21 protein-coding genes are annotated in these 26,526 nt (G+C 61.0%); 7 read left to right on the top strand and 14 right to left on the bottom strand.

The annotated features are described in order from the left end of the window. Nucleotides 1-50 precede the first annotated feature (50 nt). Entirely contained in the window at nt 51-1,088 is a 1,038-nt protein-coding gene (locus tag C4J86_RS10760; protein ID WP_124370361.1) for an Ldh family oxidoreductase, read from the top strand. Nucleotides 1,089-1,120: 32 nt separating this feature from the next. Here the strand turns inward: C4J86_RS10760 and C4J86_RS10765 are convergent, their stop codons facing one another. Next, nucleotides 1,121-1,441: a YqjD family protein gene (locus C4J86_RS10765; protein WP_124362397.1), complete on the bottom strand. Its 321-nt coding sequence runs from the start codon at nt 1,439-1,441 to the stop codon at nt 1,121-1,123. A gap of 162 nt (nt 1,442-1,603) precedes the next feature. On the opposite strand from C4J86_RS10765, the gene C4J86_RS10770 reads away from it, so the two are divergent. Beyond that, entirely contained in the window at nt 1,604-1,858 is a 255-nt protein-coding gene (locus C4J86_RS10770; RefSeq protein ID WP_003190904.1) for a hypothetical protein, read from the top strand. Here the strand turns inward: C4J86_RS10770 and C4J86_RS10775 are convergent. Further along, a complete protein-coding gene (locus C4J86_RS10775) occupies nt 1,851-2,750 on the bottom strand; it encodes a LysR family transcriptional regulator (RefSeq protein ID WP_124372416.1) in 900 nt (299 codons plus the stop codon). The two genes, C4J86_RS10770 and C4J86_RS10775, sit on opposite strands and share 8 nt — an antisense overlap. Before the next feature lie 92 nt (nt 2,751-2,842). Between C4J86_RS10775 and C4J86_RS10780 the strand changes: the two genes are divergently transcribed. Continuing rightward, nucleotides 2,843-3,769, top strand: a complete 927-nt coding sequence (locus tag C4J86_RS10780) for a carbon-nitrogen hydrolase family protein (protein WP_124370362.1) — start codon at nt 2,843-2,845, stop codon at nt 3,767-3,769. A gap of 131 nt (nt 3,770-3,900) precedes the next feature. On the opposite strand, the gene C4J86_RS10785 is transcribed toward C4J86_RS10780, so the two are convergent. Then, entirely contained in the window at nt 3,901-4,362 is a 462-nt protein-coding gene (locus C4J86_RS10785; protein ID WP_124370363.1) for an LEA type 2 family protein, read from the bottom strand. A gap of 12 nt (nt 4,363-4,374) precedes the next feature. Continuing rightward, nucleotides 4,375-5,805 carry a nucleobase:cation symporter-2 family protein gene (locus C4J86_RS10790; protein ID WP_124370364.1) on the bottom strand — a complete coding sequence of 477 codons (1,431 nt, stop codon included), beginning with the start codon at nt 5,803-5,805 and terminating at the stop codon, nt 4,375-4,377. A gap of 232 nt (nt 5,806-6,037) precedes the next feature. On the opposite strand from C4J86_RS10790, the gene C4J86_RS10795 reads away from it, so the two are divergent. Further along, nucleotides 6,038-7,663 carry a methyl-accepting chemotaxis protein gene (locus C4J86_RS10795; protein ID WP_124362401.1) on the top strand — a complete coding sequence of 542 codons (1,626 nt, stop codon included), beginning with the start codon at nt 6,038-6,040 and terminating at the stop codon, nt 7,661-7,663. A 117-nt stretch (nt 7,664-7,780) separates the two neighbouring features. Here C4J86_RS10795 and C4J86_RS10800 read toward each other — a convergent pair whose 3' ends face one another. The 5 genes from C4J86_RS10800 to C4J86_RS10820 form a co-directional block, all read right to left on the bottom strand. Further along, nucleotides 7,781-8,755 carry an NAD(P)-dependent oxidoreductase gene (locus C4J86_RS10800; protein ID WP_124370365.1) on the bottom strand — a complete coding sequence of 325 codons (975 nt, stop codon included), beginning with the start codon at nt 8,753-8,755 and terminating at the stop codon, nt 7,781-7,783. Further along, nucleotides 8,755-10,050: an MFS transporter gene (locus C4J86_RS10805; RefSeq protein WP_124370366.1), complete on the bottom strand. Its 1,296-nt coding sequence runs from the start codon at nt 10,048-10,050 to the stop codon at nt 8,755-8,757. Before C4J86_RS10805 ends, C4J86_RS10800 begins: the two co-directional genes overlap by 1 nt. A gap of 54 nt (nt 10,051-10,104) precedes the next feature. After that, complete coding sequence (locus C4J86_RS10810) at nt 10,105-11,046, bottom strand: sugar kinase (RefSeq protein ID WP_124370367.1); 942 nt, start codon at nt 11,044-11,046, stop codon at nt 10,105-10,107. Further along, nucleotides 11,039-11,821: a sugar phosphate isomerase/epimerase gene (locus C4J86_RS10815; RefSeq protein ID WP_124370368.1), complete on the bottom strand. Its 783-nt coding sequence runs from the start codon at nt 11,819-11,821 to the stop codon at nt 11,039-11,041. Before C4J86_RS10815 ends, C4J86_RS10810 begins: the two co-directional genes overlap by 8 nt. 90 nt (nt 11,822-11,911) lie before the next feature. After that, nucleotides 11,912-12,967 (bottom strand): LacI family DNA-binding transcriptional regulator, encoded by a 1,056-nt coding sequence (locus C4J86_RS10820; RefSeq protein ID WP_124370369.1) that lies wholly within the window; start codon nt 12,965-12,967, stop codon nt 11,912-11,914. A 261-nt stretch (nt 12,968-13,228) separates the two neighbouring features. Here C4J86_RS10820 and C4J86_RS10825 point away from each other — a divergent pair, with 261 nt between their 5' ends. The 3 genes from C4J86_RS10825 (at nt 13,229) to C4J86_RS10835 (ending at nt 19,876) form a co-directional block, all read left to right on the top strand. Next, nucleotides 13,229-15,217: a hypothetical protein gene (locus C4J86_RS10825; RefSeq protein ID WP_124370370.1), complete on the top strand. Its 1,989-nt coding sequence runs from the start codon at nt 13,229-13,231 to the stop codon at nt 15,215-15,217. Nucleotides 15,218-15,355: 138 nt separating this feature from the next. After that, nucleotides 15,356-17,383: a hypothetical protein gene (locus C4J86_RS10830; RefSeq protein ID WP_256681732.1), complete on the top strand. Its 2,028-nt coding sequence runs from the start codon at nt 15,356-15,358 to the stop codon at nt 17,381-17,383. 237 nt (nt 17,384-17,620) lie between these two features. Next, a complete protein-coding gene (locus C4J86_RS10835; RefSeq protein WP_124370371.1) occupies nt 17,621-19,876 on the top strand; it encodes an autotransporter outer membrane beta-barrel domain-containing protein in 2,256 nt (751 codons plus the stop codon). A gap of 53 nt (nt 19,877-19,929) precedes the next feature. Here C4J86_RS10835 and C4J86_RS10840 read toward each other — a convergent pair whose 3' ends face one another. From C4J86_RS10840 to C4J86_RS10860, 5 genes are all read right to left on the bottom strand, one after another. Continuing rightward, the gene (locus C4J86_RS10840) at nt 19,930-20,517 is read right to left on the bottom strand and encodes a LysE family translocator (protein ID WP_124370372.1); all 588 of its coding nucleotides are present in this window, start codon (nt 20,515-20,517) and stop codon (nt 19,930-19,932) included. A gap of 54 nt (nt 20,518-20,571) precedes the next feature. Further along, on the bottom strand, nt 20,572-21,411 hold the full coding sequence (locus C4J86_RS10845; protein ID WP_124370373.1) for an AraC family transcriptional regulator: 840 nt from the start codon (nt 21,409-21,411) through the stop codon (nt 20,572-20,574). A gap of 72 nt (nt 21,412-21,483) precedes the next feature. Further along, the gene (locus C4J86_RS10850; protein ID WP_124362412.1) at nt 21,484-22,125 is read right to left on the bottom strand and encodes a DUF1345 domain-containing protein; all 642 of its coding nucleotides are present in this window, start codon (nt 22,123-22,125) and stop codon (nt 21,484-21,486) included. Between the two features lie 138 nt (nt 22,126-22,263). Continuing rightward, complete coding sequence (locus tag C4J86_RS10855) at nt 22,264-25,362, bottom strand: efflux RND transporter permease subunit (RefSeq protein WP_124370374.1); 3,099 nt, start codon at nt 25,360-25,362, stop codon at nt 22,264-22,266. A 6-nt stretch (nt 25,363-25,368) separates the two neighbouring features. Then, a complete protein-coding gene (locus tag C4J86_RS10860; RefSeq protein ID WP_124370375.1) occupies nt 25,369-26,511 on the bottom strand; it encodes an efflux RND transporter periplasmic adaptor subunit in 1,143 nt (380 codons plus the stop codon). Nucleotides 26,512-26,526 lie beyond the last annotated feature (15 nt).

The raw sequence follows: 26,526 nt of genomic DNA on the forward strand, positions 1-26,526 counted from the left end.
GTCGGTCTGGATTCTTGTTGCCTCTTCCAATTACAAAATCGGAGCTACAGATGTCTGCCCAGTCCCCGATAGTTGACAACGCGACAGCGCTCATCGGTTTCAACGACCTGGTGGGGTTGCTGCAAGCGGTGTTCGTGAAGCACGGCACCTCGCCACAAGTAGCTGCGATCCTGGCGCACAATTGCGCCAGCGCCGAGCGCGACGGCGCACATAGTCACGGCATTTTCCGCATCCCCGGTTACCTCAGTAGCCTGGCCAGTGGCTGGGTCAATGGCCAGGCCGTGCCGGTGGTGACCGATGTCGCGTCCGGCTTCGTGCGGGTGGACGCCGGCAACGGGTTTGCCCAGCCCGCCCTTGAAGCGGCGCGAGCGTTGCTGGTGGACAAGGCCCGTAGCGCCGGCATCGCGCTGCTGGCGATTCACAATTCCCATCACTTTGCCGCCCTGTGGCCGGATGTCGAGCCCTTCGCCGAAGAAGGGCTGGTGGCCTTGAGCGTGGTCAACAGCATGACCTGTGTGGTGCCCCATGGTGCCGACCGCCCGTTATTCGGCACCAACCCCATCGCCTTTGCCGCGCCGCGTGCCGACGGCCCGCCGATCGTGTTCGACCTGGCCACCAGCGCCATCGCCCATGGCGACGTGCAGATCGCCGCGCGCAAGGGCGAACGCCTGCCACCGGGCATGGGCGTAGACAGCCTGGGCCAGCCGACCCAGGATCCTAAAGCCATTCTGGAAGGCGGCGCACTGTTGCCGTTTGGCGGGCACAAGGGCTCGGCGCTGTCGATGATGGTCGAGTTGCTGGCGGCCGCGTTAACGGGCGGTAATTTTTCGTTCGAATTCAGTTGGGCTGATCATCCGGGGGCGCGTACACCGTGGACAGGCCAGCTGCTGATCGTGATCGACCCGAGCAAGACCGCCGGGCAAAGCTTTGCTGTGCGCAGCCAGGAACTGGTGCGACAGATGCATGCGGCGGGGTTGCGGCGGTTGCCGGGGGATCGGCGGCATCGCGCACGGGCGAAGTCGCAGGAAACGGGGATTGAACTTGAGGTACAGGAGCTGCAGCAGCTGCAAGCGCTGGCCGCGGGTTGAAGGGGCTGCGCCTTGGGCGCAGCCCGTACTTATCAGTGACGGCGACCGAGCAGCAGGCCTACCACCAGGCCAAAGCCTGCGGAAATCGCCACGGTCTGCCAGGGGTGACCACCGATATAAGTCTCGGTGGCATCGACTACCGGCTTGCTGCGCTCACGGACGTTGGACACTGAGTCCAGGGCTTGTTTGAGTTTGATGGCGACCTGCTCGCGCAGGGTTTCGCCTTCCTCACCCACCAGTGATGCACTGCTCTTGAGCAGTTTGTCGGATTCTTCAATCAGCGAAGTCAGTTCGCTGAAGGCTTGATCCTTGATTTGATCTTCGACGGATTGGGCGGCGGTTTTGCGGGCCATGTGTGACTCCTTGCAAGTGTAGGTGACAGTGAACAATGGAGTATCGGGCGCTGGCAAAAGTTGCAGTTATTTTGCGGGTTGCCCATTTGCGGCAAAATCGAAATCAGGTCTTTTCGACCTACAGTGTAAGATGTCACCTATTTGTGCAGCAGGTAATTCAACATGAGCTTCAATCTCGCCAACAAGACCCTCGCCGAACGCGCCGAGCTGGAAGATGAAAAGTCCCGTCTCTACGACCTGTGGCAAACCAACCTGGGCAAGGCCAAGGGCGAAGCCGCGCGCTTGTTCGGCGAGCGCGCCAAGCGCAAGGGCAAATGGGCCGAGTGGGTGCGCGCGGAACTGGACGGCATGTCGCCGCCGGAGTTTTCCAACATGGTGCGCAGCGAAGTCAACAAGCTGATGGCCGCGGCTAAATAAAGCACGCCTCGATCGCCTCGCGAACCTTCAACAGCAAGGGGTCGAGCTGGGCCTGGGTGCGCCAGCCCAGCTCGACCGGATAGCGGGGCAATGCCAGTGGGCAGGGCAGTACGCGCAAGCCGGTCAGGCGGGCGATGGCCTCGGCGGCATGCCCAGGGATCGTCGCCACCGCCGCGCTGCCCTTGAGCAGAAACGCCAAGGCGGCAAAGTGGCTGGTGGACGCGCACACCTGGCGGCTCAAACCGTGCGCTGCCAAGCCTTCATCGGTAATGCCGATAAACCCACCCGACGACACAAGCACATGTTCGCGCGCGACGAACTCCGTCAGGTCGAGCTGTTGCTGGCCGGGCGCCAGGCTGTCCGGATCCACCAGGCAGCGATAGTCACCTTCCCCGAGCACTTGCCGGCTCAGGCGCCGCTCGGCAAACCCGCCGGCGGTGATCGCCAGGTCCAGGCTGCGGTCGAGCAGGGCGTCGGCGACGATCTGGCTGTGGGTCTGGCGGAAGATCACCCGCAGCTTCGGCAGACGCTGTGCGACGCTGTCCATCAGGCGACGGCCATAGGCAATCTCAAAGTCATCCGACAGGCCCAGCACCACGGAACGGCCCTGATAGTTCGGGCTCTGTGGATCAATCATCGCCAGGCTTTGCCGACAGCGCTCCAGCGCTTCGCTGATCACCGGTTTCAACTGATTGGCGCGCAGGGTCGGGGCCAGTCCACGGCCCGTGCGCACAAATAACTGATCGCCATACAACTCGCGCAGGCGCCGCAAACCGGCGCTGATGGCCGATTGCGTAACCCCCAGGCGCAACGCCGCGCGGCTGGCGCTGGATTCGTCGTGCAGGGCTTCGAAGGTTTTGAGCAGGTTCAGGTCGACCTGGGCGATATTGATTTGGCTCATATCATTCAGTGCTGAGGGGGGCTTCATTCATGATCAAGCTTGGCCGGAGAATGGGCAACCCCTACTGACTTGGAGTAACTGTGATGCCTGTTTCTATCGTGGCTGCTTTACAAATTGGCTCGCTACCGGGCGGCAAGGCCGAAACCCTCGAACAGATACTCGCCTATGAAGACGAAATTCAGCGCAGCGGCGCGCAACTGGTGGTGATGCCCGAGGCCTTGTTGGGCGGCTATCCGAAAGGCGAAGGGTTTGGCACGCAACTGGGTTACCGCCTGCCGCAAGGACGCGAAGCCTTCGCCCGCTACTTTGCCAATGCCATTGATGTGCCGGGCGCCGAGACCGATGCGCTGGCCGGGTTGTCCACGCGCACGGGGGCCAGCCTGGTAGTCGGTGTGATCGAGCGCAGTGGCAGCACCCTGTATTGCACCGTGTTGTACGTTGAACCCATGGGCGGGCTTGTGGCCAAGCACCGCAAGCTGATGCCCACCGGCACCGAACGGCTGATCTGGGGCAAGGGCGACGGCTCGACGTTACCGGTGATCGACACCGCAGTCGGGCGGATTGGCGGCGCGGTGTGCTGGGAAAACATGATGCCGCTGCTACGCACCGCGATGTACGCCAAGGGTGTACAGGTGTGGTGCGCGCCGACCGTGGATGAACGCGAGATGTGGCAAGTAAGCATGCGCCACGTGGCTCATGAAGGGCGTTGCTTTGTGGTGAGCGCCTGCCAGGTACAGGCATCGCCCGCGGCGTTGGGCGTGGAGGTCGCCAACTGGCCGGCGGATCGACCGTTGATTGCCGGAGGCAGCGTGATTGTCGGGCCGATGGGAGACATTCTTGCCGGGCCGCTGGTGGGTGAGGCGGGCCTGCTGACAGCGCGGATCGATACCGATGAGTTGGTGCGGGCCAGGTATGACTATGACGTGGTGGGGCATTATGCCCGGCCGGATATATTCGAATTGGTGGTGGATGAACGCGCCAGGCCGGGCGTGCGCTATATCACTGACTAAACGCGGTTAAACATGTGGGAGGGGGCTTGCTCCCGATAGCGGTGGGTCAGTTGCAGATAGGCTGACTGGTACACAGCCATCGGGAGCAAGCCCCCTCCCACATTGGATCTTCAGCGTTTGTCGCCCGCCGTTCACCAGGTGGCGGTGTTGGGCAAGTCCAACGTGCCCCGCTCGACAAAGCGCATCGTCCCAAACAGCCCACCCGCAAGTTTGCCGCGCAGTACATAGGGCAGGTTGTTCAAGCTCTGGGTCTGGCTCAAGCCCAGGGTCTGGCGCAATACGGTGAACGCCGAAACGCTGACCGGCACCATCAGAACGGCTTCGGAAAAGCGCGGGATGCTGCCGGCCTGGTCGCTGACGCCCGAGGCCAATGGGCGGCCGTTGACCTCCAGGTCCAGGGCCACGCCGTTGTAGTCGATTGGCGTTTCATTGGGGTTCTGCACCCGCAGCTTCACGGCGAAGCGTACTTCCAGGTCCTGGCTTTGCAGGGGTTCGATGCCGACCACGTTGATGTTGACCGGGTCGCGATTGGGGAACAGCGCGCAGGCGCTCAAGGTCAGTAGCAACAGCGATAGAACCATGAGCTTGCGCATACAAAGGTGCTCCTAGTGTTTGGTAACGTCCGGGTCCTGCATGACCTTGAGGGTAGAGGACTCCGGATTGAATTCATCTTCTTGCAGCTCTATGAACTCTTCCGGCAGGAAAATGTTCAGCAAGATTGCACAGAACGCCCCCACGGTGATCGGTGATTCGAAAATGTTGTGCAGCGCCTTGGGCAGGTCGCGCAGCACTTCCGGCACGGCGGCCACACCCAGGCCCATTCCCAGGGAAATCGCCACGATCAGCACATTGCGTCGGTGCAGCCCGGCTTCGGCGAGGATCTTGATGCCGGCCACGGCCACGGTGCCGAACATGATCAGGGTCGCGCCGCCCAGCACCGGCTTGGGCATCAATTGCAACACCGCGCCGATCATCGGGAACAGTCCCAGCAGTACCAGCAGGCCGGCGATGAAGTACGCCACGTAGCGGCTGGCGACGCCGGTCAGTTGGATCACGCCGTTGTTCTGGGCGAACGTTACCATCGGCAGGCTGTTGAAGGTGGCCGCCATGGCCGAGTTGAGCCCGTCGGCCAGCAGGCCGGATTTGATGCGCTTGATGTACAGCGGGCCCTTGACCGGCTGCTGGGAAATCATCGAGTTGGCCGTCAGATCTCCGGCGGCCTCCAGCGGCGAAATCAGGAAGATCACCGCCACCGGGATAAACGCCACCCAGTCGAACGAAAACCCGTACTTGAACGGCACCGGCACGCTGATCAAGGGCACCTGGGGCAGGGCGGTCATGTCCACCCGGCCCAGCCACCACGCCACCACAAAGCCCAGAGTCAGGCCGATCACGATCGAGCCCAGGCGCAGGAACGGGTTGTCGAAGCGATTGAGCACCACGATGGTCAGCAGCACCAGCGCCGCCAGGCCCATGTTGCTGGCGGCGCCCAGGTCGCCAGCACCAAAGCCGCCGGCCATGTCGGTGACCGCTACCTTGATCAGCGACAAGCCCATCAAGGTGATGATGGTGCCGGTGACCACCGGGGTAATCAGCTTGCGCAGCTTGCCGATGAACTGGCTGAGCACCACTTCGATGAAGGCTGCAAAAAAACAGATGCCAAAGATCGTCGAAAGAATCTCATCAGTGCCGCCGCCGCGGGCCTTGACCATGAAGCCGGCACTCAGGATCACACTGATAAAGGAAAAACTGGTGCCTTGCAGGCATAACAGCCCGGAGCCGATGGGGCCGAAGGTACGTGCCTGTACGAAAGTGCCGAGACCCGAGACAAACAGCGCCATGCTCACCAGATAAGGCACTTCGCTTTCCAGGCCCAGCACACCACCGACGATCAGGGTCGGCGTGATAATGCCGACGAAGCTCGCCAGCACATGCTGCAAGGCGGCAAATATCGCCGCCGTGAAGTGCGGACGGTCTTCCAGGCCGTAGATCAGGTCGGATTTATAGCGCGGGCGGGGGGCTTGAGCGTCAGACAAAATGAAGGCTCGGGTCAGAAAAGGGAGGCGCAGGATGCCAGAAACGGCCAGTCGTCAGAAGTGTAATAAATTATTTATAAAGCGCCTGCATAAAACGTCGACATCAGCCGATACCCCGTATAGGCCAACCTATCCATTACACCAGGGGTGGCCAAGGTCTGGGCAGCGCGTTGGCGCTGACGGATCGATTCGCGGCAGGCCGCTGGCGAACATCACTTCTGAGAGCCCCCTTATGTCCCTGCGTCATCTGAATATTGCCCCTCGCGCATTTCTCGGGTTTGCCTTCATTGCGGTCCTGGTGGTCATTTTGGGGGTATTTGCAGTCAACCGCATGACCCTGATGCGCCAGGCTTCGCTGGACATGAGCACCAATCAGCTGCCCAGTGTGACGTACCTGGGGCATATGACGGAAAACGTGTTGCGCATGCGCATCCTGTCCTTTCGCGTGCTGGTCAACCGTGAGCCGGCGGCCCTGCAGGAAGCCGAAGCCCGCATCGGCGTGTTGGTAGACAAGGCCAGGGTCGCGCAGACCCATTACGCCGCGTTGCCGGCAGGTGCCGAGGAGGCGGTGTTGTATAAGGCATTCGCCACTACCTTGGACAACTACGTCAAGGCCCAGGCCGACATGATTGCCCTGTCCAGGCAAGACAAGGTCGATGAAATGCGCGCCCTGATCAACAGCCGTATCAAGGAAGGCACCGACCAGATGGGCGAGCAATTGAACAAACTGATCGCCCTCAACGCCGCCGGCGCCAAGGCTGCCGATACCCAGGCAGAACACAGTTACGAAGGCGCCATTACCGGCGTCATAGTGGTGTCGGTCGCCGCTGCGTTGCTGACGGTATTGCTGGCCTGGCTGCTGACCCGCAGCATCGTCACGCCGTTGCGCAAGGCCGTGCAAGCGGCTGAAAGCATCGCCGGCGGCAACCTGACGACAACCATCGAGGACGACGGCAAGGACGAACCGGCGCGCCTGATCAGTGCCTTGTCGACCATGCAGGCCAACCTGCGCCAAACCATCCAGCACATTGCAGGCTCGGCCACGCAGCTTGGGTCGGCTGCCGAAGAACTGAGCGCAGTCACCGAAGAAGCCTCCCGTGGCTTGCAACAGCAGAACAATGAAATCGACCAGGCGGCCACGGCGGTCAATGAGATGACTGCAGCCGTGGAAGAGGTGGCGCGCAATGCGGTGTCCACCTCCGAAGCGTCCGGCCAGTCCAACCAGGCGGCGCGGGAAGGGCGCGACCGGGTGGTGGAGACGGTCGGGGCAATCCAGACCATGACCCAGGATGTGCAGAACACGGCGGCGATGATCGAAGGGCTGGCAGCGCAAGGGCGTGACATCGGCAAGGTACTGGACGTGATCCGTGCGATTGCCGAGCAGACCAACCTGTTGGCGCTCAACGCTGCGATCGAGGCGGCGCGTGCCGGTGAAGCCGGACGTGGCTTCGCGGTGGTGGCCGACGAAGTGCGGGCGCTGGCCCATCGCACCGCGCAGTCCACCCAGGAAATCGAGAAAATGGTTGCCGGCATCCAGAACGGCACCGGTGAAGCCGTGCAATCCATGCAGCAGAGCAACCAGCGTACCCAACACACCCTGGAACTGGCCCGCGCCGCTGGCGTGGCGCTGGAGCAGATCACCCAGTCGATCAGCCTGATCAACGAACGCAACCTGGTGATCGCCAGCGCCTCGGAAGAGCAGGCTCAGGTGTCGCGCGAAGTGGACCGCAATCTGGTGAATATCCGTGACCTGGCGACGCAGTCGGCAGCGGGCGCCAACCAGACCAGCGCGGCCAGCCATGAGCTGTCGCGGTTGGCGGTGGATTTGAATGGGATGGTGGCCAAGTTCGTTATCTAGAATCTGAAATGCAATCCAAATGTGGGAGGGGGCTTGCCCCCGATGGCAGTGTGTCAGTCAGTCTATTTTTAGCTGACCCACCGCTATCGGGAGCAAGCCCCCTCCCACATGAGTTCACTATTTCCAGGCGCCTGGGTTCACCAGGTTCTGCGGGCGCTCGCCGGATAACGCCTGCAGCAGATTATCCACCGCACATTTGGCCATCGCCTCGCGTGTCTCATGGGTCGCCGAACCAATGTGCGGCGTCGCCACCACGTTGTTCAACCGCAGCAGCGGCGATGCGTGGTCGAGCGGTTCTTTCTCGAACACATCCAACCCGGCCGCCCGAATAGTGCGCTGTTGCAAGGCCTCGACCAGCGCCGCTTCGTCCACCACCTTGCCCCGGGAAATGTTGATAAAGATCGTCTCCGGCCCCATCAACGCGAACTCTTCAGCGCCAATCAGCTTCTCGGTTTCAGCCGTCAGCGGCAAGGTCAGGCAGACAAAGTCGGCCTCTTTGAGCAGTTCCGGCAAGCTGCGGTACTGCGCGCCAAAACGCGCCTCTACCGCAGGCTTGGGCGAATGGCTGTGGTAGATCACCGGCATGCCGAAGCCAAAATGCCCACGCTGGGCCAAGGCTTCGCCGATACGTCCCATGCCGATGATGCCCAGGGTCTTGCCGTGCACATCGCTGCCGAAGTGTGCCGGGCCGATGTTCTTGTTCCATTGGCCGGCGCGCACCATGTCGGCCAGTTCCACCACGCGTCGGGCGGTCGCCAGGATCAGCGCAAAGCCGGTGTCGGCGGTGGTTTCGGTGAGCACATCCGGCGTGTTGCTGAGCAGGATGCCGCGCTGGGTGAGGTAGTCGATGTCGTAGTTGTCCACCCCCACGGAAACGCTCGCCACCGCCGCAAGCTTCGGCGCAAGGTCGAGCAGCCCCGCATCCAGGCGCAGGCTGGCGCCCAGCAGGCCATCGGCATGGGGCAGGGCGCTGCGCAGTTGGGCCAGGCCGGCCTCGTCCAGTGAATCGATCAGCGTTACGTCGGCCTGCTCATGCAGGCGGGCCATCAGCGGCGCGGAGAGTTTCTTGTATAAAACCACGGATTTTTTCATCAGGAATTGGCCTTCATTTCGAGGGTAGCCACGGGCTCGCGTACGCGGTCGCTGGCGCCGGGCTTGAGGAAAATCGTCAGCACCACCGACAGCATCAACGCACCGCTCATCAACAGGTACGAAGCGCCCGGCGAACCGGTGCTGCTATTGAGGTAACCCACCAGGTACGAACCGCCGAACGAGCCCAGTGCGCCCATGCTGTTGATCAGCGCCATGGCGCCGCCGGCGACGTTGGCCGGAAGGATTTCCGGAACGATGGCGAAGAACGGACCATAAGGCGCGTACATGCACGCCCCGGCGATTACCAGCAGGGTGTAGGACCACCAGAAGTGTTCCGCCCCGAGCGCGTAGGAGGCATAGAACGCGATCGAGGCAACCAACAGCGGCGGCCAGACGAAGCGTTTACGCTTTTGCAGCTTGTCCGAACCCCAGGACACCGCCAGCATGCCGATCACCGCCGCCAGGTAGGGCAGGGCTGACAGCCAGCCGGCTTCGACCATGTCCATCTTCAGGCCGGCCTTGAGGATCGACGGCAGCCACAGCACGAAGCCGTATACGCCAATGCTCCAGCAGAAGAACTGCAGCGCCAGGATGATCACCTTCGGCGAGCGAAAGGCCTCGGCGTAGTTCTTCACCGCCTTGATCCCGACTTGCTCGGCGGCCAGGGCAGTTTCCAGGCTGTGCTTTTCCGTGTCGCTCAGCCACTTGGCGTCCTTGGGACGCTCGTCGGCCAGCTTCCACCAGATAAATGCCCATAACACCGCCGGCAGGCCCTCGATGATAAACATCCAGCGCCAGCTGAAATGCTGCACCAGATAGCCCGAGACCACCGACATCCACAGCATGGTCACCGGGTTGCCGAGGATCAGGAAGGTGTTGGCCCGCGAGCGTTCCGCACGGGTGAACCAGTGGCACAGGTACACCAGCATCGCCGGCATCACCGCCGCCTCGACCACCCCGAGCATGAAGCGAATGACGATCAGCATGTAGGCGTTGGAGACCACCCCGGTCAGGGTAGCCAGGCCGCCCCACAGGATCAGGCTGACGAAAATCAGCTTTTTGACGCTGCGCTTCTGCGCGTAGATCGCCCCCGGCACCTGGAAGAAAAAGTAGCCGAGGAAAAACAGCGCGCCGAGCAGGGACGACATGCCCGGCGTGATCATCAGGTCTTCGGCCATCCCCGAGGCGGCGGCGAAGCCGTAGTTGGCGCGGTCCAGGTAGGCCAGGCTGTAAGTGATAAACACGATGGGCATGATGTACCACCAACGGCGGGTGGCGAGTTTCACGGTTTCCATAAGGTTGCTCCTGAGCTTGTTGTAGTTGTGGCAACAGGGAGAGTGGGTAATGGGTCAAGCAACGGATCGGCTGGGTAATTCGGCGCGGGTGGGCAGCCCTTCCATGTCGCCGCGGCTCTGTACGGCGCGGCTGCCGATCCAGTTGCCGCGTTGTACCGCCTCGGGAAAGCTGGCGTTTTCCAGCAGGGCGCTGATCATGCCCACGGCAAAACCATCGCCGGCGCCCACGGTGTCGACCACCTTGTCCACGCGCACGGCGGCGACGAACCCCTGGTCCATCTGGGTGCGGTAATACGCGCCATCGGGCCCGAGTTTGATTGCCACCGCTTCGGCGCCCTGGTCGAGGTAGAACGCGGCAATATCCGCCGGGTCATCGAAGCCGGTAAGCAGCTGGCCTTCGCCCAGGCCTGGCAATACCCAGTCAGCCAGGCCGGCCAGGGCGTTGATTTCGCGGATCATCTGCGCCTGGCTGGCCCACAGGGATGGACGCAGGTTCGGATCGAAGGACACGCTGCGCCCGGCCTTGCGCATCTGTGTCATCAACTCCACGGACAATTCGCGGGTGGCCTCGGACAACGCCGGCACAATCCCGGTGGCATGCAGGTGCCGGGCTTGCAACAGGGTCGGGCTGATGGCCGCAATCGACAGATGGCTGGCCGCCGAACCTTTGCGGAAGTACTCCACCTGAGGATCGGCGCCAGCTTCTTCACGGGACTTGAGCTGGAAACCGGTGGGGTGCAGCGGGTCGATGGCTACGTGGCTACAGTCCAGGCCTTCGTTGACCAGGGTATCGACCACGAAGCGCCCGAGGGAGTCGTTACCCACCCGGCTCAACCACGCGACATTGAAACCCAGGCGCGACAGGCCAATCGCGACATTGCTGTCGGCCCCGGCAATGCGCTTGTGAAACTGGCCGACCTGGGCCAGGTCGCCGGTCTGCTCGGCGACGAACATCGCCATGGTCTCGCCAAACGACAGGATATCGATCTCAGACATGGGCATTCTCCACGCGGGGTTGGCCAAGGCGGGCGAGGGTGGCGACCTGTTGCGCGGTGGCCTGGATCAGGTCGTCGCCCTGCAGCGGAAATTCCACCGCCCGGGTAATACCTTGGGTCATGTGCGTGAGCAGTTGTTCCCACAGATGCAGGTCGGTGGCGCCAGGCGGCTGGGCTACCAGCTTGCCGTCCGGGCGACGGGCCACGGCCTTGCAGTGCAAGTAGTCCACGTGCCGGCCCAGCAGGCGCGCGGCGGTGAGCGCGGATTGGTCCTGCCATTGCCAGTTGCCGATGTCGAAGGTCATCCTGACCGGCAGGCCCAGGCGGTCGACCTCGGTGAAAAACCGTTGCATCGGCTCGATCCGCCCACCGTGCAGGGTCTGGTCATTTTCTACCAGCAGCTTGACCGCGTGGCGATTGAGCAGGGCGTGCAGGCTTTCGAGGTCGTTGGTGTCAGTGAAGTAACCCAGGGACACTTTCAGCCAGCGCGACCCGAAGGCCTGGGCGCGGTCCAGGGTCGCGGCCAAGTCTGCATTGGGCTGGGCACGGCCGGCGACCCAGAGTTCCAGGGGCGAGGAAAATACCGATTCCAGGCCTTGCTCGGCGGCGGCCTGGGCCAGGGTGCCAGGCGGTTCGGTGGTCAGCAGTTCTTCACGCCATTCGATGCGCCGGGCACCGGCGGCGTGCAGCAGCGCGACAAAACTCAATTGGCCCTGCTGGCGGACCAGCTCGGCGCCGTAGCTGGAAAGGCTGATAGAGACGGGATATTCATGCATTGTTGTTTACCTCTGAAACCGGTTTCAATTTTATGCGCAGAACAAAATGTGGGAGGGGGCTTGCCCCCGATAGCGTTGGGTCAGCTACAGCTAAGCTGGCTGATATACCGCAATCGGGGGCAAGCCCCCTTCCACAAGGAGTTGGGTCGAGCCTCGGATGATCAGTTGGGGCAAAAAATCCAGGGTACGCGTGGGGGCTGTATCGCCACGCAAACGCTTGAGCAGGCAGTCGAACGCGCTGGCACCAATCGCCTCGGTCGGCTGGGCGAGCGCTGTGATGCCACTGCCTACCAGCGGATACCAGTCGAGGTCATCCAGGGCAATCAGGCCGATATCGTTGAACAGATGGCAGCCCAACGCCTTGAGCGCACGGCTGCACGCCAGCGCGGCCACGCCGTTGGCGCAGAACAGCGCTTTGCGCGCGGGTTTGGCCAGGAAGATGCGCAGGTGATTTTCCAGCGCGTCGTTCAACTCGAGTACGGCGCCGTTCATGTCCGGGCGGTTGGCGACTTCAGTTTTGAAACTGTGCAGGCGTTCGAGCCGTGAACTGGTGCCGTCAGGCGCCTCGCTCACCAGCAGCACCTCGCGATAACCCTGCTGCTCAAGATGCTCCAGCGCCATACGCACCGCCGCCGGGTTGTCCAACCCCACCAGGTCGCTGTGCAGCGGCTCGACCTTGCGGTCCACCAGCACCAGGGGCATTTCCCGTTGCAGTTCCAGCAGTTGGTCGAGGTGATGGCCGAGGGTGTTCACGATCAACCCCTCGATGTTGTACGAACGCAGCGCCGCCAAGTGCTGGCGCTCTTGTTCGTCATCGCGGTCGGTGTTGCATACCACCAGGCTATAGCCGTGCTGGCGGCAGGCGGTTTCGACGCCGTGCATCACGGCAATGGAATAGGGGTTGCGGATATCAGCCACCAGCATGCCGATCAGGCGCGTGCGCCCACGTTTGAGGCCACGGGCCATCTGGTTGGGACGGTAGCCAAGTTCATCGATGGCTTGCTCGATGCGCAGCGCGATGGCATCGGAGAGCAGGGCGCGGTCATCGCCGATAAAACGCGACACGCTGGCCTTGGACACACCTGCGCGCTCGGCGACATCGAGCATGGTCACGCGGCTGCGCTGGGCGGCGGAAAATGAACTCACGGTGGCGGGCCTTTCTTATTGGAATAGAAAATTTGGGGTCAGGCTGAAACCGGTTTCAGAAGACACCACACCGTGCGAGTCGTCAAGAAAAAACCTAATGGATTTGCGTTTCTGACCGGCTGAAATCCGACGAATGGATAGCTGCACCTGTGAGTTCTGACAGTATCGAACGGGTGTGATTGAGGCTTTAATTTCTTCCACCCAGGCCGGCTTATACGGTGATCGCTGGTTATTCCCGGCTGCAATGTTGAGGAAATATTTATGTCCGATACCGACGAACCAGCTATCACCGCCGACAGTTCCAGGCTGTATGACAACGGGCCTCTGGCATTGGCCCCGATGATTATTCCCGGGGTGGACCCGCTGGATCCGGAGGGCCTGATTCCGGCGGCGCTGATGCTTGCACCGCTTGAAGTGCTTATTCCCCAGTGGGGGCCGCCACCAGAACCGCTGGATACACCCCATATCCTGACGCTGTTTTGGGCACGGGGCGGTGCGGTGGTCTATCGCGACTTCCTGACGATCAATGCGCCGCCCCCCCCGTTGCCGATCGAGCATCAGATGTTTGTCCCGCTGGTGGTACTGCGCGCCTTATCGGGCCCCGTTGAGCTCTATTACTCAGTCACGGACTCATTTGGCGGCGAGACTGTGCTGGACCCCAAACGCACACTCACTGTGGATATGGATGAGCCGCAGTTGTTGGATCCGGCGGATCATCTGGAATTCGTGGTGCCCCCTTCACCTGTGATGGACGAGGCTTATCTGCTCGCCAACCCTCTGGTGGCGTTTCATGTGCCGGCTTACAGGGGGCGCAGCGATGGCGACGTCCTTCACTTTTACACCTCCAATCTGGCCAACCCACCGGTCGCGCGTGAGGACGGCGTGTACGAGTGGGTATCGAGTGGCGAGCCCCTGATCGCGTATCTGCCCGCCGACGTATTTCGGCATCTGGCCAATGGTGCCGCTTATATCTTTTTTCGCATTTTCGACAAGGCCGGCAATTTCAGTGATCGCAGTGCGGGCCTTCCGTTTCAACTGGGCCTGATCCCTTTGCCTTCTGATCTGCCGCCTCCCGAAATCTATCCTCCAGAGCTTTACACCGACTTGTTGATCAATCGCGAAGACGCCAGGGCCGGAATTTTTGTGCGGATCGGCAGCTATACCGGCTGGGCGCCGGGCGATCAGGTTGTGGTGTATTGGAAAGGCAGGCCCACATCGCTCCATCCCGTTGACGGCTTCCCCACCGATGTGCCGATTCCATGGCCGGTGTTGCGCGGACCTCTGACGGATACGCTGGCGCCGGAAACGGTGCCGGTACGCTATGAGATTATTCGCGGCACGCTGCCCGCCTTTCCTTCGTTTGCCATTCGCGTGAATGTGAACCTGACCATCGCCGGGCAGGACCACGCCAATGCGCCGGCACTGCTGAATCCGGATTTACCCCTGGCAGAGGTCCGCGGGCTGGTGTCCAACCTCCCGAATGTGGTCAACCATGATGACAACCCTGCCGGCGCACGGGCCCGAGTCTTCCTGTATGAAAAGCCGGAGCCGGGGCAAGTGCTGCGGTTTTTCTGGGACGGTGTCGGGCCGGTTGCGTCCTACACGGTGCAAGCGGGGGATGTGGAAGGGCAGTTGGTGTTTTCCACGGTCATTCCGTGGGCAGTCATGGCGGGTTTTATTCATCCTGCCTTGCCCGTGTACTACACCACCAGTAATGGTGTGAATGAGCAACAGTCTGAAAACACCTTCGTCAATGTCAATACCGGCATGCTGATCTCATTTCCAGCGCCGATCCTCAAACATACCCTGGTGGGCGGAGCCGGTTATTTAGCCTGTTGCTCAAAGCCCGAGGTGTTTCATGGCGTGCATTGGCATATAGCCAATGATCAACGCTTTGAACTTAATGATGTCGTGAGATTTTTTTGGGCTGGATACCACACGAATAATTGGGAGGGGCCGGTGATTGAAGAATCTCGCTATGCTGAAAGTAAATCCTTTGATAGCGATTATGACTTGATCAATGGATTGGACTTTACGGTAGCGCCCTATGAAGAGAAAGTTGTACCGATGCATGACTTTGGTTCCGCTCAAGTGTTTTATCAAGTCAGGCGTCATGGCCTATTGATCGGCGAGTCCGTGCCCAGAAAAATTCGTATCGATTTAAACTATTCCGCCGGCGGCTATTGTAAGGCGGGTGACATTATTAGCTGTTCAACGACGGGGCAAGCCACCCGCGTCCTGCCTGAATAAGTTAAAGCTACTGCAGTGTTTTATAGGTTGAAGTTCAGGCCGCTGTTATTGAGCGAGTGCTAGACATTTTCGCAATGTTGTAGGGCGCGGATTCTCTCGCCTCGAAGTTACCCTTACCTGAAGAGTCATGGAGATATCATGAAAAGGCAAACGTTGGACGCTATTCGCAATTTCCAAAATGAACGCAAAGCCAACCCTAGCTTGCTTGCCTTGCCTGACGCCAGGCTGGAGGGGGAGGTGCCCGGATTTCCCGGGTTGATCAGCAAATCCGTCGCTCTCGCCGAAGACATGATGGTAAGCATTCCGCGGCCGGATGATTTCAGTACCAATCCGCTGGAACCTGATGTCTATACGCTGTGGGTCCAGCCCAACGACCAGGCGGACTGGGCAAACCCTATCATCGTTCCGGCGGCGAATGTCCCGGCCACCGGGCTGGAAATAAATGTTGTACGCGGGCGGCGCCCTGTCGGTATCAATAAGCTGAAATATAGAATAGATGTTTTCAGTGTTGGCAACAGTACCGAGTCCAGCCCGCAATTGCTCATCATCGATCTTGAACCGCCCTATGCAAGTTGGGTGGGTACCATCCCCGCGCCTGTTCCCCCGGTTGATTTACCCGAAAGCGTAGATGCCGATTATTTCTTGAGCAAGCCCAATCAGACGGCAATCTTCAGATTCCCCGATTATGTGGGGCAAGGTAAAGCCCCAGGGGACAGGGCGCTGCTCTACTTTGCAAATTCGGATGAACCGTACTTGCCGGTACCCGGTAACCCGGACCCGTTTTGGACGATCCCCGCAGACCTCAGTTTGCCTTTACCGCTGTCGGTAGTTCAAAACCATCCGGATGCCCTGCATAGTTTGCGCTATGTGATTGTGGATGCGGCGGGTAATGAATCGAGGTTGTCTGGCGCGTTTAACCTGGATGTGAGCCTGTTTCCCAGACCCGGCAATTTTCGGGAGCCTACCATCGACTTGGCGGTTCCCGGCGATGGTTTGATCAACCGTGCTGATGTGGCGGCACTTAACGGCGCGATAGTGCGTATTCCCCAATACGATAATGTGCTGCGCGCGGACGATGAACTGATTATTACCCTCACCACCAGCCTGGGCACGCAAACCTTGCCCGGCTTTCCGGTTGGAAGCGCAATTTTTCCGATTCCCGTGCATGTCGATTACGCGACGCTGGTCGCACTCTACGGGGCCACGCTAGGGTTGCTGCCATTGACGGTTTCTTATGCGGTCAAGCGCCGCTCGGTCAGTTACCCGGCGGGCTTGACGGCGACGACGGACCTGGACCTGTTTGTCGTAGGCCCAACCCCGGAAGGTCCCGATCCGATCAACACCAAACTCAATCCGGTACGTGTGATAGGTGTGCGGCTGGACGGCACTGAAGGGCCGGATGACAACCAATTGACTCCGGCGCATGCGTCCAGAGATGCCATCGCGCGAATCAGACTGTGGGATGAACCACCGACACCTGACGCCAGCGACTTTACGATCAAGCTTTTTTATAACGGAAATATGGTTGATTCCCGCTTGATAACCGGTGGTGTCGCTAACGAAGAGGTCGATATGGTTATTCCGTGGGCCGCCATCTTCGACGGTAAAAACGGTACCAACAAATTGGCGTATTACACGATTGAGTCGACAGGCACTACCAATTCGCAGCAGTCGCCTCTCACACCCATCAATGTGACTGCGATCGTTATCTCGCTGGACGCACCGCGGGTGAGAAACCTCAACGCAGCCGGCTTCATCAATTGTGACAGTTTCAGGCCTGTCGGGCCGCCCCCTGGCGACCTGGTGGTGTTTATTCCACCCAGCAATGAGTTCCGAATCAATATGGTGGTGACGCTGCATTCGCAGGGCTATAGCGATGACCTCGGAACAACGCCTGTTAGCGCTGCTGTTGGCCTGGCTAACAGGACCATCCTGACGGAAACTGATATAAACCTAGGGTTCGAAATGAATCTGGGACCTTACGCGACTATCTTCAAAACCATCCAACCAAACGCTGCTGCGCGCCTTATGGGTTCGATGAAACTCTGGTACAGCATCCCAGGTCCCTTGGACTCCGATGAGACGCTCCATCGTGCCCGTGGTCACAGAGCTGGGGCACCAGGCACTCCCGGAACTTTCTGTGATGGAACTGCCGTACCCGTTTAGTTGGGTGTAACGGTCCAGACCTAAGAGCGGCAGACCCGCTCTTAGGTTTTTTTTGACAAAAAAACTATGTATTGACTCCGGGCTCAAACCCGCATTCATACGGCACCTTAAGACTAATCCTACATAAAATGGTAACCGCTCTGGATACCTTGGCACCGCTCGATCGGCTGGCTCCCACGCACTTTGGAACCGGCCAGATTTTTTCCGTGAAGGAATGCCAACCCAGAGGTCCATTCAATGTCAACTGTATTCAATTTCAACCCATCGCCTTTAAGTCTGGCGTTGAAAGTCAACGCTGTCACCTTGTTGATGCTTGTAGCGCATGCCGCCGATGCCCGTGTCATCACCAAGCCTGACGATTTCGTCGTGCCTGGGCCAACTCCGGACTCGTTTGAGTTAAAACCAGGCTCCGGCTTTACCGTCAAGGGTGCCGTCACCAAGAACATTACCAGTCAGTCCGCAACCTTGACACTCGAGCCGGGCAGTTCTACCCAGGACATTACTGCCTATGCGTCCACTGTTCGTATCGACGGTTCCGATGTCATTGCGCGTAGCACCGCGAATGCCGCCGTGCAGTCCAGCGACAGCAATGTGTTGATCACCAACAGCAATATCCTCAACAAAAACGGCAGCGGGCTGGTCGCCGGCCGGCAAGACGGGTCCAAAGTGGGCTCTAAAATCAGAGTGGTCAACTCCACCATCACCGGCACGCAGCGCGGCGCCAGTGCCAGCGCCTACAGCGTACTTGACCTGGTCGATACCAAGGTTGAAGCCACCGGTGCGACCGGTGTGGGGATTGCCCTGTTCAGCGGTCAGGCCTATGCCACCAACAGCCAGATTGTCGGCGGGCAGAACGGTGTGCAAATGGGTATAGACGGCACCTCCGGCGTACTGGGCAACAGCCTGGTGCTGGACGGATCGAGCGTTGAAGGCAAAAGCGGCGCGGCCATTCTCACCCGGCAAGGCAGCAACGCCGACATCCAGGTGCGCAATGGTTCCAACCTGATCGGCGGCAATGGCAATCTCCTCGAAGTCACCGGTGGCTCCACGGCCAACCTGAACGTGGACAGCAGCTCACTGTTCGGCGACGTGGTGGTCGAAGACGGCAGCCAGGCAAAAGTGCAACTCAATAACGGTGCCTTTCTGACCGGCCAGTTGAAGAACGTCGCCCAATTGAGCGTGAACGAAGCGTCCAGGTGGGTGCTGGTCGGCGACAGCAATGTTGACGCCTTGAAAATGGGCGGTGGCTCAGTGGAATTCGGCGCGCCGAACGAGTTTTACCAACTGGATGTGAAGAGCCTGGACGGTAACGGCACCTTCATCATGCACACCGACTTTTCCACCAACCAGACCGACTTCCTCAACGTGCAAGGCAAGGCTGAAGGCAACCACAGCCTGCTGCTGGCGGCCACCGGTTCGGAGCTGGCCAAGGGCGAGCCGATCAAGGTGGTGCACACCGAAGGCGGTGATGCGCAGTTCGCCCTGGCGGGCGGCACCGTTGATATTGGCGCCTATGATTACGGCTTGAAGAAAGAAGGTACCGACTGGCTGCTCGACCCCTCCCGTCGCGGCACCAGTACTACCGCCCACTCGGTGCTGGCCTTGTTCAACAGCGCGCCGACCGTGCTGTATGGCGAGATGAGCATCCTGCGTACGCGCATGGGCGAATTGCGCTTCAGCGAAGGCGCGGGCAACGGTATGTGGATGCGCAGCTACGGCAACAAATTCGATGTGGCGGCCAACAAGAACGGTGCGGGCTACACGCAAAACCAGAAGGGCTTCACCATCGGTGCCGACGCGCCGTTGTCCGGAGGGGACGGCCAGTGGATCGCCGGTATGATGGCCGGTCACAGTGTTTCCGATCTAAGCCTGAACCGTGGCAGCAGTGGCGAGGTCAAGAGCTACTATGTGGGCGGTTATGCCACCTGGATGGACGCTGAAAGCGGTCTGTACTTCGACGGTGTGGCCAAGCTCAACCGTTTGCACACCGACAACAATGTGACCATGAGCGATGGCAAGAAAGCCAAAGGCAACTACGCGCAAAACGCCGTGGGTGCCTCGGCTGAGTTCGGTCGCCATATCAAGCTGGACGACGGCTTCTTCGTCGAGCCTTATGGGCAGTTGTCGGCCACCATCACCCAGGCGCAAAGCTACGACCTGACCAATGGGTTGCACGCCAAGGGTGATCGTTCCAGTTCGGTGGTCGGTAAGCTGGGTGTGACTGCGGGCAAGAACATCCAACTGGAGAGCGGCGGTATCCTGCAGCCTTACTTGCGTACTGCGGTCGCCCACGAGTTTGACCAGAGCAACAAGGTGTTCATCAACGACCAGAGCTTCAACAACGACCTGTCCGGCTCGCGCATCGAGCTGGCGGCCGGTGTAGCCATGGCCGTATCGGAGAACGTCAAGCTGCATGCCGACTTCGAAACCAGCCAGGGCAAGAAGATCGACCAGCCTTGGGGCGTCAACTTCGGCGTGCGGTACGACTTCTGAAGTTGTCGTTCGATTGAACAGGGGGAAGCTATGGCTTCCCCCTTTTTTTACATTCAGATCACTACACTCAGCCAGGCCGAACCCAGCAGAAGCAGGGCCATACAGCGGTTGAAGCGTTGCATGGCACTTGGCGAACGCAGGAACTGGCTTGAGCCTGCACCCAGCACGGCCCAGGTTGCCAGGCATGGCAAGGAAATCAGGAAAAAAACCATCGACAGGGTCATTACCTGGCTCTGGCGTTCTGCACCATTACCCGCAAATACACTGACCACTGCCAGCGCCATCATCCAGGTCTTGGGGTTGATCAATTGCAGGCTGGCGGCACCGCTGAAACCCAGTCGCTTTTGCGTTGACTGTACGTCCAAGGCCTCCACTGGCGCGCTGAAAATCTGCCAGGCGAGATAGCTCAGCCAGGCCACGCCGGCCCACTGCATCGCACTTTGTACCTTGGGCAAATGCACCAGTGACTGGCCCACACCGGAGCCCACCAACAGCACAATGCCTGCTGCACCCAGGCAGGCGCCGAGGATGATCGGCAGTGCGGCCTTAAAGCCATACCGTGCGCTGTTACTCAGCACCAGGATATTGGTAGGACCCGGGGTGATGGAGGCGACAAAGGCAAACAGGATAAACGGCAACATGGCGGGCGACTCCCAACAATCGATTGATGGAGTCGATCTTCACAGGCCTGAACGCTACCTGTCTGGAACATTTGAGCAACGCTTGCGGTACGCGGCGGGCGTGAGGCCGTAGGCGCGCACGAACCAGCGGCCCAGGTGGCTCTGGTCGGCAAAACCCAGGGCAATCGCCACATCCGCCGGTTGCTCGCCCTTGCCCAGCAAATGCCGAGCGTGAGCCAGGCGCAGTTGCACCAGGTAGGCGTGAGGCGGCAGGCCGAACGCGCTCTTGAAGGCGCGACTGAGGCGGAAGCGGTCGACACCGCAGGCCAGAGCCAGTTCGTCCATGCCGATGTCTGCGTGCAGATGGGCATGCAGGTATTCCCTGGCCTTGTGCGCCACCTGCGGCAATCGCGGGTCCTCGCGGTAGCGGATGCGCCAGTAGAGGTGGCCGGTGAGGCGCTCCAGCAGTTGGTCCATGGCGCGTTGCCGCACAATGCGCAGCTCGCCGCTGTGCAAGGTTTGAAAGGCCTGGCTGGTGGCCAGGGCCAGGCGCGGATCGCCGGTCAAGGTGCTGGCGAAACTCAACTGGCTGTCCAGCGGCGCCTCTTCGAACACTGCGCTCACTTCACGCGCCAACCAGTGCGGGTCGAGGTACAACATGTGATAGGTGAAGCCGTCCGGGGTGGGCGCGTCGCCGTCGTGCAACTCACCGGGTTCCACCAGGAACACTTGGCCCGGTACGCTGTTGTGGCGCGTGCGGCGGCAGTTGAATTGCTGTACGCCTTGCTCGGTGACGCCGATCAGGTAGCTGTCGTGCCAGTGGGGATCGTAGGCGTGGCCCTCGAAATGCGCGCGCAGGGTCTCGATGCCGGTTTCGGCGTCCTGGGACAGGTCGATCCAATTGTGCGCGGCCATAAAACACCGAGGATGAATGTGTAATGCCATTAGCGCCCAAGGGCGGCCAGGCGTCTAGAAGGTTTGTGCAACTCAGCCAAACAGGCCTGCGGCGATATTGATCGAAAACCCCAGAATCGCCGTGTTGAACAGAAAACCGATCAACGATTGCCCCAGCACCACCTTGCGCAAGCCACGGGTGGCGACGCCCACATCGGACGTCTGCACCGCCACGCCGATGGTGAAGGAGAAATACAGGAAGTCCCAATAGTTGGGCGTGAGCAAGCCTTCGGCAAAACGCAACGCCGGCTCCTTGCCGTTCCAGGTGTAATAGAGCCGGGCGTAGTGCACGCTGAAAATCACCCCGATCAACAGCCATGAACCGATCACCGTCAAGCCGGTGAAGCCGTAGTGCAACAGACGTTCGGTGGGCGCCAGGTCTTTGCTGCCGACCAGTTCGAAGGTGATGGTGGCCAGGCTGGCGATGGCGGCGATGCACACCGTGAACAGCACCAGGCCGGCGTTTTCGTCCTCGACCTCGGCGATGCGCTTGACGTCCTCTGCCTTGGCACGGCTGGTCAGCCACAGCATCAGCACCAGATAGGTCCAGACCCCGGCGTTCCAGCCGATCAAAATTTTGCTGGCCAGCGTATCGGCGGGTACCAGGATGCCCACGGCGAGGCCGAGCACGGCGGCGGCTGAGAGGCGAGGGTGGGTGCGGGCGAGGAAGGGCATGGGTGCTCACAGCTAGCGATAGTTGAGCAGACTGTAACTGATCCTGTGGGAGGGGGCTTGCTCCCGATGGCGGTGTATCAGTGCCAAATATGCTGACTGACACACCGCCATCGGGAGCAAGCCCCCTCCCACATTGGATTAATCTTTGTTGTGGCGCTTGCGCACCAGTTTCATCACCACCACAAAGAACACCGGCACGAACACCACCGCCAATGTCGCGGTGATCATCCCGCCAATCACCCCCGTACCAATCGCCTGCTGGCTCGCCGAGCTGGCACCGGTGGCAATCGCCAGCGGCACCACGCCGAGGATGAACGCCAGCGATGTCATGATGATCGGGCGCAGGCGCAGCCGCGCGGCCTTCAGGGTGGCGTCGATCAGATCTTCACCCTGCTCGTACAGGTCCTTGGCGAACTCGATGATCAGAATCGCGTTCTTCGCCGACAAACCGATGATGGTGATCAAGCCGACCTTGAAGAACACATCGTTGGGCATGCCGCGCAGGCTCACGGCTATCACCGCGCCGAGCACACCCAGCGGCACCACCAGCAACACCGAGGTCGGGATCGACCAGCTTTCATACAGTGCCGCCAGGCACAGGAACACGATCAACAGCGACAGGCCCAGCAGCAATGGCGCCTGGGAGCCGGACAAACGTTCCTGCAACGACAACCCCGTCCATTCCTGGCCCAGGCCCGCCGGCAACTGACTGACCAGGCGCTGGATTTCGTCCATCGCCTCGCCGGTACTGTGCCCCGGCGCCGCTTCGCCGCTGATGGCGATGGCCGGGTAACCGTTGTAGCGGGTCAATTGCGTCGGGCCCTGGGTCCATTTGGCTTCGACAAAGGCAGACAACGGCACCATCTTCCCGGCGTTGTTGCGCACGTTGATCTTCATCAAGTCCGCCACCTGGCTGCGCTGGTCGCCTTCAGCCTGCACCACCACGCGCTGCATACGGCCCTGGTTGGGGAAGTCATTGATATAAGCCGAACCGATGGCCGACGACAGCACATTGCCCACATCGGCGAACGACACGCCCAGCGCATTGGCCTGCTTGCGGTCCACTTCCAGCTGCACCTGCGGCGCTTCGGCCAGGGCGCTTTCGCGCACGTTGGCCAGCACCGGGCTTTTGCCGGCAGCCTCCAGCAGCTCGGTGCGCGCGGCCATCAGCCCCGCATGGCCGACGCCGCCGCGGTCCTGCAGACGGAACTCGAAGCCGCTGGAGGTGCCCAGGCCGTCTACCGGCGGCGGCAGGATCGCATAGGCAATCGCATCCTTGAGCCCGCTGAAGGCCATGTTCGCGCGGTCGGCAATCGACGCCGCGGAGTCATCGCTGCCGCGCTCGGACCAATCCTTGAGCGTGGTGAACGCCAGCGCCGCGTTCTGCCCGGAGCCAGAGAAACTGAAACCCATGATCATGGTGGTATCGCCCACGCCCGGCTCACCGGCGTTGTGCGCCTCGATCTGCTCGGCCACCTGCACCGTGCGGTTTTTGCTGGCGCCTGGTGGCAGCTGGATATCGGTGATGGTGTAGCCCTGGTCTTCCACCGGCAGGAACGAGGAGGGCAGGCGACTGAACAGCAGCCCCAGGCCCACCAGCAATACCAGGTAGATCAGCAGGTAACGGCCGCTGCGCTTGAGCGCATAGGCCACCCAGCCTTCGTAGCGGTCGGTGAGCTGTTCAAAGCGTTTATTGAACCAGCCGAAAAAGCCACCCTTGGCATGGTGCTCGCCCTGGGCAATCGGCTTGAGCAAGGTGGCGCACAGCGCTGGCGTCAAGGTCAGGGCCAGGAAGGCCGAGAACAGGATCGAGGTGGCCATCGACAACGAGAACTGCTGGTAGATCACCCCCACCGAGCCTGGCATGAACGCCATCGGCAGGAAGACCGCGACCAGCACCAGGGTGATACCGACAATGGCGCCGGTGATCTGGCCCATGGCCTTTTTCGTCGCCTCCTTGGGCGACAGGCCTTCAGTGGCCATGATCCGTTCGACGTTCTCCACCACCACAATCGCATCGTCTACCAGGATGCCGATCGCCAACACCATGCCGAACATGGTCAGCACGTTGATCGAAAAACCCAGCAACAGCATGGTGGCAAAGGTGCCCATCAGCGCAATCGGCACCACCAGCGTGGGGATCAGGGTGTAGCGCACGTTCTGCAGGAACAGGAACATTACCGCGAACACCAGCGCCATCGCTTCCAGCAAGGTGTAGACCACCTTAGTGATCGAGACTTTGACGAACGGTGAGGTGTCGTAGGGGATCTTGTATTCCACGTTGGCCGGGAAATAGCGCGACAGTTCGTCCATCTTCGCCCGCACCAGGGTCGCGGTGTTCAGCGCGTTGGCCCCCGGCGCCAGCTGCACGCTGACGGCGGTGGACGGTTTGCCGTTCAGGCGCGTGGAGAACTGGTATTCCTGGCTGCCGACTTCGACCCGCGCCACATCGCCGATGCGCACGGTGGAGCCGTCAGGGTTGGCCTTGAGCACGATGTCGGCGAACTCCGCCGGCGTCGACAGTTGGCCCTTGACCAGAATGGCGGCGGTGATTTCCTGGGTGTTGGTGCCAGGCAAGTCGCCGATGCTGCCCGCCGACACCTGGGCATTCTGCGCGCTGACGGCGGCATTCACGTCGGCTGGGGTGAGGTTGAAACCGATCAGCTTCTGCGGATCGATCCAGATACGCATGGCGCGCTCGGCGCCATACAGCTGGGCCTTGCCCACCCCGTCCAGGCGCTTGAGCTCGTTCATCACGTTGCGCGCCAGGTAATCGCTGAGCGCCACGTCATCGAGCTTGCCGTCGCTGGACGTCAGCGTGACCAGCAGCAGGAAGCCGGCCGAGACTTTCTCCACCTGCAAGCCTTGTTGCGTCACTGCTTGCGGCAGGCGCGGCTCCACCGCCTTCAAGCGGTTCTGCACATCCACCTGGGCCATTTCCGGGTTGGTGCCCGGCTGGAACGTGGCGGTGATGGTCGCCGAACCGAGGCTGCTCTGGGACTCGAAATACAGCAAATGATCGGCGCCGTTGAGCTCCTGCTCGATCAGGCTGACCACGCTTTCGTCGAGGGTCTGGGCCGAAGCGCCGGGGTATACCGCGTAGATTTCCACCTTTGGCGGCGCTACGTTGGGGTATTGGGCCACCGGCAATTGCGGGATCGCCAGGAAGCCGGCCAGCAAGATGAACAGGGCCACCACCCAGGCGAAAATCGGGCGGTCGATAAAGAACTGCGGCATGGCGGGTTATTCCTTTACGAGCGGGCTGTCGTCCACTTCAACTTTTTCACCGGGGCGCGCATGTTGCAGGCCCTCGACGACAATGCGGTCACCGGGCTTGAGGCCGCTGCTGACCACCCAGCGATCGTTGATTACCGCGCCCAACTCCACCGGCTGCTGGCGCACGCTTTGCTCGCCGTCCAACAACAGCACCATCGGGATGCCGGCGCTGTCGCGGGTGATGGCGCGCTGCGGCACGCTGAGGCCTTGCTGGTCGACGGCTTGTTCCAGGCGCACCCGCACGAAGCTGCCGGGCAGCAGGTCGAGGTCCGGGTTGGGAAATTCGCTGCGCAGAATGATCTGCCCGGTGCCCGGGTCGACACTGATCTCGGCGAACAGCAACTTGCCCGGCAGCGGGTACAGGCTGCCGTCATCCTGGATCAGGGTGGCCTTGGCCTGGTCCTGGCCGACCTGCTGCAAGCGACCGGCGCGAAACGCGCGGCGCAGGTCATTCAGCTCGCGGGTCGACTGAGTGAGGTCGGCGTGGATCGGGTCCAGTTGCTGGATGATCGCCAGCGGCGTGGCTTCGTTCTGGCCGACCAGGGCGCCTTCCGTCACCAGCGCCCGGCCGATGCGCCCGGAAATCGGTGCAGTCACTGTGGCGTAACCCAGGTTCAACCGGGCCCGCTCGACGGCGGCCTTGTTGGCGGCGACCTCGGCGTTGGTCTGGCGCAGGGCAGCGCGGGCGTTGTCGTACTCCTGGCCGCTGATGGCGTTGCCTTCCACCAACTGGCTGTAGCGCTGCTCCTGCAGGCGCGCCTGGAACGCATTGGCCTCGGCTTTGCTCAGGTTGGCCTGGGCGCTATCGAGGTCGGCCTTGAACGGGGCCGGGTCGATGCGAAACAGCACGTCGCCCTGTTTCACGTCACGGCCTTCGTTGAAGACCCGTTGCATCACCACCCCGGCCACCCGTGCGCGCACCTCGGCCATACGCGGCGCAGAGATGCGCCCGCTCAATTCGCTGGTGATGGACAGGGGCTTGGCCTGCAGCGTCTCGATGCGCACTTTGGCCAGCGGCGCGTGCGGCGCCTCGGCTGTGGAGTTGTCACACGCGCTCAGCGCCAGGGTGAGCGCCAACAGGCAAAACGGCGCAAACAGATTCTTCGACATGCTCTTATCCCAATA

Source organism: Pseudomonas sp. R2-7-07, assembly GCF_003852355.1.
GTDB lineage: Bacteria > Pseudomonadota > Gammaproteobacteria > Pseudomonadales > Pseudomonadaceae > Aquipseudomonas.